11 protein-coding genes and 1 pseudogene are annotated in these 12,736 nt (G+C 38.8%); 6 read left to right on the forward strand and 6 right to left on the reverse strand.

Translation table 11 applies throughout. From position 1 onward, the window contains the following. From ACFIKI_RS00005 to ACFIKI_RS00030, 6 genes and pseudogenes are all read left to right on the forward strand, one after another. A partial coding sequence (locus ACFIKI_RS00005; RefSeq protein WP_375665328.1) for a TrwH protein occupies positions 1–123 on the forward strand: 123 nt, incomplete at its 5' end. Then, positions 120–818 carry a virB8 family protein gene (locus ACFIKI_RS00010; RefSeq protein ID WP_375664940.1) on the forward strand — a complete coding sequence of 233 codons (699 nt, stop codon included), beginning with the start codon at positions 120–122 and terminating at the stop codon, positions 816–818. The genes ACFIKI_RS00005 and ACFIKI_RS00010, both read left to right, overlap by 4 nt. Positions 819–831: 13 nt before the next feature. Then, on the forward strand, positions 832–1,638 hold the full coding sequence (gene virB9, locus ACFIKI_RS00015) for a P-type conjugative transfer protein VirB9 (RefSeq protein WP_375664942.1): 807 nt from the start codon (positions 832–834) through the stop codon (positions 1,636–1,638). Next, positions 1,638–2,804 (forward strand): type IV secretion system protein VirB10, encoded by a 1,167-nt coding sequence (gene virB10, locus ACFIKI_RS00020; protein ID WP_375664944.1) that lies wholly within the window; start codon positions 1,638–1,640, stop codon positions 2,802–2,804. Before virB9 ends, virB10 begins: the two co-directional genes overlap by 1 nt. After that, positions 2,779–3,840, forward strand: coding sequence for a P-type DNA transfer ATPase VirB11 (gene virB11 / locus ACFIKI_RS00025; RefSeq protein ID WP_375664946.1), 1,062 nt, complete (start codon positions 2,779–2,781; stop codon positions 3,838–3,840). Before virB10 ends, virB11 begins: the two co-directional genes overlap by 26 nt. 911 nt (positions 3,841–4,751) lie before the next feature. Beyond that, positions 4,752–5,796 (forward strand): annotated as a pseudogene (locus ACFIKI_RS00030) (integrase); the annotation flags it as partial. Positions 5,797–7,187: 1,391 nt separating this feature from the next. Here ACFIKI_RS00030 and ACFIKI_RS00035 read toward each other — a convergent pair. The 6 genes from ACFIKI_RS00035 to trmD all read right to left on the reverse strand — a co-directional run bounded on the left by ACFIKI_RS00035 (position 7,188) and on the right by trmD (position 12,470). Further along, complete coding sequence (locus ACFIKI_RS00035) at positions 7,188–7,967, reverse strand: succinate dehydrogenase iron-sulfur subunit (protein ID WP_375664948.1); 780 nt, start codon at positions 7,965–7,967, stop codon at positions 7,188–7,190. Positions 7,968–7,981: 14 nt separating this feature from the next. Continuing rightward, positions 7,982–9,826 carry a succinate dehydrogenase flavoprotein subunit gene (sdhA, locus tag ACFIKI_RS00040; RefSeq protein WP_375664950.1) on the reverse strand — a complete coding sequence of 615 codons (1,845 nt, stop codon included), beginning with the start codon at positions 9,824–9,826 and terminating at the stop codon, positions 7,982–7,984. Between the two features lie 6 nt (positions 9,827–9,832). Beyond that, entirely contained in the window at positions 9,833–10,219 is a 387-nt protein-coding gene (gene sdhD / locus ACFIKI_RS00045) for a succinate dehydrogenase, hydrophobic membrane anchor protein (RefSeq protein WP_375664952.1), read from the reverse strand. An 18-nt stretch (positions 10,220–10,237) separates the two neighbouring features. Beyond that, complete coding sequence (gene sdhC / locus ACFIKI_RS00050) at positions 10,238–10,639, reverse strand: succinate dehydrogenase, cytochrome b556 subunit (protein ID WP_375664954.1); 402 nt, start codon at positions 10,637–10,639, stop codon at positions 10,238–10,240. Between the two features lie 481 nt (positions 10,640–11,120). Next, on the reverse strand, positions 11,121–11,561 hold the full coding sequence (rplS, locus tag ACFIKI_RS00055) for a 50S ribosomal protein L19 (RefSeq protein WP_375664956.1): 441 nt from the start codon (positions 11,559–11,561) through the stop codon (positions 11,121–11,123). Between the two features lie 210 nt (positions 11,562–11,771). Continuing rightward, entirely contained in the window at positions 11,772–12,470 is a 699-nt protein-coding gene (gene trmD / locus ACFIKI_RS00060) for a tRNA (guanosine(37)-N1)-methyltransferase TrmD (RefSeq protein ID WP_375664958.1), read from the reverse strand. Between the last annotated feature and the right edge of the window lie 266 nt (positions 12,471–12,736).

Raw genomic sequence — 12,736 nt, forward strand, 5'->3', positions numbered from 1 at the left:
ATTTTAATTATGAATCTTTTGTCTGCTTGTGCGTTAGCACCAAAACTAAAGCAACCAAGTGATAGGAACCGCATACCAGTTAATAAAACAATCCCTGCCGAAATCAAGCGAGCAAACATATGAAAACAAAACAAATAAAACCAGTGAAAGCCGAACAACTTAACAGTTATTACGAAGAAAGTCGGGGTTTAGAACGTGATCTCATAAATGAATTTATAAGATCGCGTAGGACGGCATGGCGTGTAGCGGGTGCTGTTGGTCTTTTTGGCTTATTCGGTATGATATGTGGAGTCGTTGGATTTTCCCAACCAGCTCCAACTCCTTTAGTATTACGCGTTGATAATACAACGGGTGCTGTTGATGTTATCTCGATCATGCGCGAGCATGAAACCAGCTATGGTGAAGTTGTAGACAGATATTGGCTCAACCAATATGTACTGAACCGTGAAATTTACGACTACGATACCATTCAATTGAACTATGATACAACAGCACTTTTAAGCGCAGCAGCTGTTCAACAAGAATATTATAAAATTTATGAAGGAGAAAATGGGCGGGACAAAGTGCTGTCTAACAAAGCACGTATCACAGTTAAAGTACGATCAATCCAACCCAATGGTCACGGTCAAGCAACTGTACGTTTTACGACGCAACAACATGACAGCAACGGTGCAACTGGACCAAAACAACACCAGATCGCAACAATTGGCTACACCTATGTCGGTGCACCCATGAAATCATCTGATCGATTGCTTAACCCCCTTGGTTTTCAAGTGACAAGTTACCGTTCTGATCCGGAAATCCTGTTGAATGATTAAGGAATTGATTATTATGAAAAAACTTGCATTCATTGTTCTATTATATTTGTTTTCTTCTCTTTATACAGTACCTGTGCAGGCACTCAAAAGCCCATCAAATTCACAATATGATCATCGCATTCGCTATATAACATATAATGAAGCCGATGTGGTTCAAATTGAAACGGTTCTTGGTGTAGCAACACATATCATTCTTGAAGAAGGTGAACAGTATATCACTCATGCTTTTGGTGATTCAGAAGCCTATGCCTTTGCTCATAAAGGGAAACATATTTTTATTAAGCCGAAAGCAGAACTTGCCAATACCAATCTCATTGTTGTAACTGACAAACGCAGCTACAAATTCCGACTACAATTTCGAAATGATCGTGCGGGATCGACCTATGAATTGGCTTTCCATTATCCCGATTCAAATAATAATAAATCAGAAGAAAACAGCCAGCGCCTTGCGATTGAACGTGGTTTCCACCAAAACGTAAGAGGCTATAATCTCAGTTATACTATGAGTGGTCACCAAGATATTGCTCCGATAAATGCTTGGGACAATGGGCGTATTACTTACTTTAAATTTCCCGCTAACATGGATATGCCATCGATTTATGTCGTAGACGCTGAAGGGAATGAAAGTTTAATACCACGCACTGTTGTCGGTAGTTCTAATGATATTATCGCCGTTCATAAAATCAATCCTAAGTGGCTTATACGACTTGGTAAACGCGCTCTAGCTGTTTTCAATGAAGCCTATGACCCCAATGGTATACCAAATACAACTGGAACAATATCTTCAGTGGTTCATCGTATTAATAAAGGAGGAAAATAATGTTTGACAATAAGAAAGGAGATGAAAAAGATATAAAACTGGACAATGCAGAGCAGAGACATGTTGAAAATACATATGGAGGGTCGGAACTAGGCTCTGAACGTCGTCCGACAATTCCAGGTACCCGTGCATTATTAGTGGTAGGACTTATTGTCATAGTAGCGGTACCGATTGCTTTGACGTGGAAAGCTTTTAAAATGCGTGATACCGTAGAAGAGGAGGAGGAGAAGCCGCAACAAACAGTACAGCAAATTATACCAAGCTATACCCCCCGAATTATAGAAGAGCCAAAGCTTATAGAAGAACCAGAGAAACCAACACAAACAGAAAGCTCAGCTTTGGATATTTCACCAGCCTTGAGTAAGCTTCTCCAAACAACCATTCCCCCACATCTTCTCAGAGATTCTGAAGAATTAGCACGCAAACGTATGCTCAGTTCTGGTCTTAACAGTGGTGGTAGCGAAGGATCTACAGAGACAAAAAGAACATCGAATGATGATGGAAATGGCGCATTATTCGACCATCTCCAACCAGTACGTTTAGGTCAATCACAAGCGATGCAACTTCGTAATCGTGACCTCTTGATTACGCAAGGAACACAAATAGATTGCACGTTAGAAACAAAGATCATCACATCACAACCGGGCATGACAACATGTCATTTAACACGTGATATTTATTCCACAAGTGGTCGTGTTGTTTTGCTCGACCGTGGTTCTAAAGTTGTTGGTTTTTACCAAAGCGGCATACAACAAGGACAAACACGTGTATTTGTGCAATGGTTACGCATTGAAACGCCTTCTGGTGTTGTTGTCAATCTTGACTCACCCGGCACAGGTCCTCTTGGTGAAGCAGGTATTGGCGGCTGGATAGATAGGCACTTTTGGGAGCGATTTGGCGGTGCGATTATGGTAAGCATCATCGGCGATTTAGGAGAATGGGTAAAAGGTAAAATTAATAAAAATAGCAAAGAGAATAAAGAAAATGCACAACCTCAAGGTGTTCAGTCTCAAGGTGTTCAGAATGCTGAATCGATAGTAACCGATGTTATTCAAAATTCCATCAATATTGCACCAACACTTTATAAAAACCAAGGCGAGCGAGTAAATATTTTTGTTGCTCGTGATCTGGATTTCAGCGATGTCTACAGTCTCGTCACACGTTAAACCAATACAGAAAGATCAAGCAGTTTCTCAACTTTTGCAACCGCTTGATCGTTTCTTAGAAGATCCGGAGATCATTGAATTATCGATCTGCCGCCCCTGTGAAGTATGGACGAAAAGCTTTCAGGGTTGGCAGGTACATAGCGTACCAGAGTTAACAACCGCTTTTTTGCAAACGCTTATTACAGCTATTATTGTTTATAATGGTATGGCTCCTAAAAGTATTAATTATGTGCTATTGCCTGGTGGACAACGTGGTACAATTATACAAACACCAGCTGTCATTGATGGTGCTCTTTCCTTTGTAATTCGTAAACATTCTCTTATAGTTAAAACGTTAGAAGAACTCAAAGAAGCAGGTGCGTTTGATAATTTCTCTGACGTAAGTTTTAATAAGCCTACGGAAAAAGAAGCAAATAACTTGTTATCGAAACAGGACTTCACACGGTTGGAACCATTTGAAGTTCAGCTCTTGCAACGTAAACGTGATGGAAAAATTCTTGAATTTCTGGAAGAATGCGTACAACACAAACGCAACATTATCATCGCAGGCAAGACAGGATCTGGTAAAACAACATTTGCCCGCTCACTCATTGAAAAGGTCCCTGCAGAAGAGCGTATCATCACAATTGAAGATGTCCATGAACTTTTTCTACCCAATCATCCCAATCATGTACATATGATTTATGGCAACAATGTAGGCCGTGTTTCAGCTGAAGAATGTCTAGATGCGTGTATGCGTCAATCGCCTGACAGAATTTTTCTCGCTGAATTACGAGGCAATGAAGCATGGGAATATCTCAATTCGCTCAACACAGGTCATCCCGGATCGATTACAACAACGCATGCCAACAGCGCTTTGCAGACATTTGAACGATGCGCTACCTTGATTAAAAGATCAGAAGTAGGCCGCCAACTCGATTTAGAAATGATAAAAATCGTTCTCTACACAACAGTTGACGTAGTATTGTTCTTTAAAGATAGAAAACTCTCTGAAGTTTTTTACGACCCGATTTTTGCTAAATCAAAAATCGCTTAAAGGAGATTCTGCTCTCGATAATATCACACAGACAAAAAAAGCCGTAACAATTGGTTACGGCTTTTTATTTCATCCCCCTCTTCTCTTTGCTTTTTCAATACATTCTCTACATTTTTAATGAACAAAAGAAGAAAAAATTAAGAGACAACAATGCCACGAGAAAACAAAATCACACATAAAGTTCTTTCTCAATTCTCTTACTTTTGATAATTTTTTCCATTTATCTTTTGAAAATATGTGTTTGATGTGAAAGAAAAAATGAATCTTAATTCGCCTATCAAAGAAAGCTAAGTGACACAGATACTTTTATCACGAATAATTATCGTCTTAAAGATAAGGGCTTATCATTTAAAAATTCTAAGTTCTATTTTCAAATAATCAATAAATATGTTTTTTAATCAAACAATCTTCAGACACAAAAAACCTAATACAAATATACTATCATTTCGATTTAGCATTCATAAATCACATTCCATTCGATAAAGTATAGTAGCATATCAACTTCTTCCACGGACGAAGCAAAATTTTTAATTAACCTCTACCAATTTGTAAACAATCAAATTTCTCTTAAGAAAGCCTTGCTAACCATAAACGTGGTGCATATCCCCACCCTAAAGAACGATGCCCATAAAATATACAAATAAGCGCTACTCTGAATATTTCTACTCTCTTTTCTGCACCTCAAAGAACGAAAATTCCTACAAGCACAAATCTATAATCCCACTTTTTAAACCACATAATATTGATTTATAATGATAGTTCATTGTTTTGCATATCAAATGAGAAACTCTAACATCGTAAGGTTCTCTCATTTCAAATCTTTCTATGTTGAATCAATCAAAATCACTTTCTTGCACACATCACAAGCAGAGCGGGTGTATGAATAAAAACTATAGAAAAAAGGACTAAAAATGCCCCTTATGAACCGTTTAAAGTGCCAAGGGCTGCGCAACATTGGGAATCTAGCACAGTCAATGATAGTGCCAGCTTTCTCCTTCATAAGCGTAAAGATGGGAGTACTCAATGGCTTTATCGTTATACCATTCACGAACGACGTCGTGAAATGGGCTTGAAAACATTGAGAAATATTTCTTCAAAAAAGCCCGTGAAACTGCAACCCAAGTGTATTTGATTTGGGGCGTTCTGTTTTGCATAAAGGTCGTGACCTCATTAAAGAACGCAATAAACAAAAGTGTAAGGCGATAAGCAATCTTTATTATTTAAAAGATATTGCTTTAGATACTTTTGAAAGTCGTAAAGCTAATTGAAAGATGATGGAAAAGTTGGAAATTGATTTGCACTTTTACGACTTTATATTCTCCCCCAATGAGGCTGTATACCAATTTCAAAGATTACGCCAACAAAGATACGCAATACCCCCTCCCCATCTGCCAATATAAAAGATGGAACTACTGATAAAGCTCTCTTTTGCCTTAATCTTTGTCTCAAATACGCTGCTGCATTGGGATCGAATGTTGATTTACAAGCAACAGAAAAAACACGCGCGCTCTTAGAGAAACAATACCATAAAGCGCAAAATTTACCAGCGATGAATTGAAAAAATGTGCCTGCTTTTTATCAAACACTCTGCAAAACAACAACCATGACACAACTAGCTTAGCGCTTGCTTATTCTTACAAGCGTTCTTACACATCCTTTGCGTCATATTCATAAAGATCAAGTTGATAATGATATATGGACAATTCTTGGCTTGAAAATATGAAAGAAAGGTGTGATTCTACAACAGAATTTCGTGTCTCTTTAGTCAATAGAGATATTAGAAATTTTGAAACAAGCGCCTCTCAAGCGCATCCACTGTCTCACAATGATTTCTTTTTTTCTGCAACCCATCCTGATACGCTTGCTGCAAATTGTATGGCTCAATATATGCAACAGGCTGGGCTTAATACCTACCCGCATGTATTTCGCTCTAATTTACTTAATTGGCTAACAGAATTTCTACCTCTCACCACCTCAAAGGACGAAGCTTCTTACCCCGCACCAATCTGTAAACAATCTGCCTCTTTGCCTAAACAGGCTCCACCTTTTAACCACTTTAATCACCTCTCCTCAAATAAGGGTATTTTACAGCACAATAGAACACCTCCCCAAACAATAACTGATTACACCATTAATATTTGTAGACCTCTCTTTCATGTTAAGAAATATCTCTATACTGAAAAATAAAAAAGCACTTTTACTGCCTAAACAAATTGCTTCAGCAATACATGCAAACAAAAATGAAATTCAGTAATATAAAAAAGAGGAATTAAACCTAAAAATCTCTATTTTCATAGATAAGAACATATAAAATCAGCATCTACGAAGTTCATCAAAATAAAACACTTTTTCTTTGATAATTGAATTCATTCAACTCAAACCAACCTATAAACAGCGCTCATTCCATATTCACAATACATTAAAATCCCTACTACCGATTTCTAAATTTTTAGAAAAACCTATAAATTCGATATTTAAAGCCTTTTATGGCTCTTTAATGAATTTAAACTGATGACGTTATAACAATTTTAAATTTTTGTATTCTTAATTGTATAATCTATCGCTATAATCCATAAAGATTTTACACTCTCCTTCAAGAATTATAAATTTTGTTTTTTTATGCGATTAACAAACCAATCCTTAAAATAAAATATGATCTTTAGATATATATAATGATATTATCAAAAACTCCCAATCCCTGAATATCAACAATATTTCCGATATTGTAATATTATAATAAATGTATTGTAAAATTAAGAACTGTCATAATGGTCACTACTTTGTATTTTATTTGAATACTTACATGCGTTATTAATATTTGCATCAGAATTTATTTTTTGTGCTCTATTTAGAGCAGGGTAACCATTTTTATAAAAAATGCTTAATTGAATTATGCATTAAAATGCGAATTTTGATATGAATTTAATGAAAATAAAAACACATGGCATATTGGTTTTATTATTTTTATAGAGAATGTTATTTTTCTTGAAGTCTTTATTTATCTGAAAGACTACTGTATTTTTAAAGGCAATAACAACGATGTTGACCACCTCATGGAAGCCAATAGACTTTTAAAGATTAAACCTCAAGAGGCACAAAAAAACACGCAATTTTCTGTTTTTCACTTTACTGTTCATCAATTGGTCAATTTTCGAAGACAACACTCAGCCATCAATTTTCTTAATCTCAGCCATTGCAAGGATTTCTTCTATAAGGGTTACTTCATTTTTTAGACTATTATAGCTACTGATCCCTCATAAAGCAACCATTGTGCTTTTAGAGTTTTAATTTCTAAAAGCACGCACAATTCTCTCCCTTGCACTTTATTTTCCTCAATCAGTCAATTTTCAAAGGCGGCGTTCAACCATGAGTTTTTTAATTTCAGCAATTGCCTTGGCCGGATTTAATCCCTTTGGACAAGTTTGCGCACAATTCATAATCGTATGGCAACGATAAAGGCGGAAAGGATCTTCTAAATTATCAAGACGTTCACCACACATCTCATCACGTGAATCCGCAATCCAGCGATAAGCTTGAAGCAAAACAGCAGGACCCAAATAACGATCACCGTTCCACCAATAACTTGGACATGAAGTCTGACAACATGCACACAAAATACACTCATAAAGGCCATCGATTTTTTGGCGATCAGTGTAACTTTGTAACCATTCTTTTGCAGGTTCAGGAGAAACTGTTTGTAACCAAGGCTCAATAACTCGGTGTTGCGCATAAAAGCGCTTCAAGTCAGGAACCAAATCTTTAACAACCGGCATAGAAGGCAAAGGATAAACTTTAATGGGGTGTTTTACATCATCCATACCTTTGGTACAAGCCAATGTATTGGCGCCATCAATATTCATCGCACATGAACCGCAGATGCCTTCACGGCAAGAGCGACGAAGTGTCAAAGTGGGATCAATATGGTTTTTAATAAACAAAAGCCCATCAAGAATCATCGGACCACAAGCGGAACGATCTACATAATAAGTATCTAGATGAGGATTTTCCTCATCATCAGGCGACCAACGATACACGTGAAATTCCGTCAGTTTTGTAGCACCTTCAGGTTTAGGCCAAACCTTTCCCGGTTTTACTTGAGAATTTTTGGGAAGCTTAATTTGTACCATATTTCATTCTCCCCTTAATAAACCCGTTTTTTAGGTGCAATGCGCTTTAAATCGATCCCACCATCAGCTTCAGATGTTAATGGGTCCACATGAACAGGTCGATATGATAACGTCACCTTACCCTCTTTTGACAAATGTGAAAGCGTATGTTTACGCCAGTTTTTATCATCACGCTCTGGATAATCTTCACGCGCATGAGCGCCACGGCTTTCCAAACGGGCTTCTGCAGAATGAACAGTCATGATTGCATTGACCATGAGATTTTCAAGCTCTAACGTTTCAACCAAATCAGAATTCCATATCAGAGAACGATCTGTGACTTTGAGATCAGACAATTCTCCCCAGATTTTATTCATCCGTTGACATCCTTGTTTCAAAGAATCTTCTGTACGAAATACAGCCGCATCTTCTTGCATCGTGCGTTGCATTTTTTCACGCAATAGAGCTGTTGGTATCGCTCCTTGTGCAAAACGTAAACGATCAAAACGCGCTATAATTTCGTCAACAGCTTCTTCATTAAGGGGTGGAATTTCTGCATTCCGATCAATAACTTCACCCGCACGAATGGCAGCAGCACGACCAAATACCACAAGATCAATCAACGAGTTTGACCCCAAGCGATTAGCCCCATGAACAGAAGCACATCCCGCTTCTCCTACCGCCATCAACCCTGGTTGAATACGATCAGGCGAATCAGCCGTTGGATTGAGAACTTCCCCGTAGTAATTGGTAGGAATCCCACCCATATTATAATGAACCGTTGGCAAGATGGGGATAGGCTCTTTTGTTAAATCCACACCGGCAAAGATCCGTGCTGATTCCGAAATCCCTGGTAAACGTTCGTGCAAGATTGCAGGATCAATATGGTTGAGAACCAAATGAATATGGTCCTTCTTAGGTCCAACACCACGCCCTTCACGAATTTCAAGTGTGATACAACGCGAAACCAAGTCACGTGAAGCCAAATCCTTAAAGGAAGGTGCATAGCGCTCCATAAAGCGTTCACCTTCAGAATTGATTAAATAGCCTCCTTCACCACGGGCTCCTTCTGTAATTAAGCAGCCAGAACCGTAAATCCCTGTAGGATGGAATTGCACAAACTCCATATCCTGAAGTGGCAATCCAGCACGTGCGATCATTCCACCACCATCACCCGTACAAGTATGCGCCGATGTCGCGGAAAAATAAGCGCGTCCATAACCACCGGTTGCAAGAACAACCATTTTAGCAGAAAAACGATGTATTGTACCATCATCGAGATTCCATGCCACAACCCCCGTACAAACCCCATCCGTCATGATGAGATCGAGTGCAAAATATTCAATAAAAAATTGCGCGTTATGCTTTAAGCTTTGTCCATAAAGCGTATGCAAAATAGCATGTCCTGTACGATCAGCTGCTGCGCAAGTACGCTGAACAGGTGGACCTTCACCAAATTGTGTCGTATGTCCACCAAAAGGACGCTGATAAATTTTGCCTTCTTGCGTCCGCGAAAAAGGAACGCCATAATGTTCTAATTCGTAAACAGCAGCAGGTGCATTACGCACCAAATACTCCATTGCATCGGTATCACCCAACCAATCAGAACCTTTCACGGTATCATATAAATGCCACTGCCAATTGTCAGGTCCCATATTTGAAAGTGATGCGGCAATACCACCTTGCGCTGCAACCGTGTGTGAGCGCGTTGGAAAAACCTTCGTGATACAAGCTGTTTTTAATCCTTGCTCTGCCATACCAAGTGTTGCACGTAATCCTGCACCACCTGCCCCAACAACAACAACATCAAATTTATGATCTACAGTGCGATAAGGGGCGTTACCTGCTTTAGCGCCCAGAGATGATCCTGTATCCGCCATATTTGTTTAACCCCCTAATGCAATTTTCAAAAGAGAAAAAATAATGACACCACCTATAAGAAAACAAAACAAAATATTTAATGTCAAAAAGAATATCCGGAAACCTTCACGCGGAACATAATCTTCAATCACCACCTGCATACCAAGTTTCATATGATAAAGGACTGAAAAAGTCATCAATCCCATCAAAATAGCCACAACAGGATGTGCAAGCCGCGCACGCACAATATTATAGTCTTTACCCACAAGTGAAAGAATAAGAACAATAAAAAATATCAAAAGCGGCAGATTGATAAATCCTGTCAAACGCTGTAGCCAAAAATGCTCTGTTCCTTCATGAGCACTCCCATGTCCCCGCACTTTTCCAAGTTCCGTTCGAAAGTCTTTTTTCATATCTCTTTCTGCCCCCAGCTAAACAACGCTATATCCAATAATCCAAATTGCAAAAGTAACAATAAGAGAAACAAACACTGTCGCCCAAGCAGTGACTGTTGCCTTTTCTTTCGCCAAAAGGCAAGGCATCACATCCCAAACAATGTGGCGCATACCACCAATCATGTGATGAACCCCTGCCAAAGTATAAAGAAACAAGATACACAATCCAAACCAAGAACCATAAATCTCATAAACTGTTCTGAATGCCTCCTCCCCACACGCAATAGCAATTAACCAAACAGCAAGAAAGACCATTCCAACATAAAGAGCCATACCTGTAATGCGATGCGCAATAGACATAGCCATAGTAATTGTCCAACGATAAATACTTATATGAGGGGAACGAGGGCGTTCTTTTATCCTAGTTATCTCTGTCATAAAATATCCTGACCTAGTTTTACTGCAACCGCAATGAACGAGAAAATCCGCATAAAACGACTAAATATATTATCTCGTTTTTACTTGTTTGGCATCTCAAGATACCAATATTACAGGTCGGTTGTCTCAAATAACGGATTAAAGGTCACGCATAAAAAAACCGATTACTCCACGGATATAATCCGCAAAACTCGTTTTAATCTAATACAATTTTATCTTCACGTCAAAGGCCTAACATCTTTTCTCAAATATAAACAGGCATTATTTTCATTTTCAAACTATAATGATACTCTTGAGTATCCACAATATGTGCAATGATATCTTAAATTTGACCTATTATTAAGAATAAAAAGAGACAAAATTTGATAGATTAAACATTTTCATGTCCCTTCCAAACCTTTTAAATGACAAAACGAATCAGGAAAAACATAAATAAGCGGCATAAAAGCCGCTTTTGCATAAAGTTTAGCCGATATAATCTTTACTCAGCAACTTGCTTTTCAACATCTGTGCTGACAGATGCTGCTTCTACTTTCTCAACAACCTTTTCAGCTTTTTTCCGATAATCTCTCTTTTCAGCGATACGCGCAGCTTTACCTCTCAAACCACGAAGATAATAAAGTTTTGCACGGCGCACTTTACCACGGCGCACCAGCTCAACACCTTCAATCAAAGGAGAATAAACAGGAAACACCCGTTCCACCCCTTCACCATAAGAAATCTTGCGTACAGTAAAGGTCTCATTCAACCCACCGCCTGAACGTGCAATACAAACACCTTCATAAGCCTGAACACGCGTCCGCGTACCCTCCGTCACACGCACCATGACCCGGACTGTATCTCCTGGCTTAAAGGCTGGAAATTGGCGCTTTTCTTCAATTTTTGCACATTGTTCAGCTTCAAGTTGTGCGATAATATTCATTTCTTTTATCCTTCATGTTCTTTATCGAACAGTCAGAGCGCTCAACTCTTACCAAAAAAGCCTTTATTAAGAATAAGAAGCTCTTTAGGCTATGTCTTACACAGGAGCGAATACACCATTCCTTCATTTTAATTTTGGAACTACCAGAAAACCTTTTATAAAAAACTCTCTAAAAAGAGAGCCATGCAATACACCACCTTATCATATGAATCAAGTTTTCTGATGATTTTTATCATAACGCGCATAAAGATCAGGGCGACGTTGACGTGTTAACAATTCGGCTTGGCTTTGACGCCAATCTGCGATCGCTTTGTGATGACCTGAGAGCAACACAGGCGGGATACTCCGCCCTTCGAAAAGAGAAGGGCGTGTATATTGCGGATGTTCCAGCAAGCCATTTTCAAAACTTTCACACTTTGCAGAAGCTTCATTCCCCATCACTCCAGGCAGAAGACGTATGATAGCATCTAAGATAACCAATGCAGCTGTTTCACCCCCTGAAAGAATATAATCACCAATAGAGACTTCTTCTAATTCTCGTGCTTCTATGACTCGCTCATCAACCCCTTCAAAACGTCCACAAACCAACGTTACACCCGTATCACGAGCCAAGCTATGCGCATAAGCTTGGTCAAAAGGGCGCCCACGTGGACTCATCAACAATCTTGGCGAATCCTCTGGATAACTATCAAGTGCAGCCGCCAATACATCCGCCCGCATCACCATACCAGCCCCCCCACCAGCTGGTGTATCATCAACGCTATGGTGTTTATCCAACGCAAAATCCCTAATCTGCACTGTCTCCAGTGACCAAATTCCGCGCTCTAAAGCTTGCCCAGCTAAAGAATACCCTAAAAAACCAGGAAACATTTCAGGATAAAGAGTTAAAACGCGCGCCTGAAACTTCATTTTTATTTTTTCATCCTCATTTTCTTATTCTTAAACAGACTCTTATAGTAAAAATAGCACAAAGCAGACATTATAACGCTATAGCGTTAATCTAAATCTCCTCTATCTGCTATCTTATGCCATATTCAATACTATCCCTCTCTTCAATACTCGCGCTTTAAAATAAAGATCTTTACTCTCCCCCTCTAAAAATCCAAGCAATATTTAGAATATCAAAACACCAGTATCCCATTTTGAATCACTTGCATTCTTAACATTTTCCACTT

Source organism: Bartonella sp. TT121SHDZB, assembly GCF_042193415.1.
GTDB lineage: Bacteria > Pseudomonadota > Alphaproteobacteria > Rhizobiales > Rhizobiaceae > Bartonella.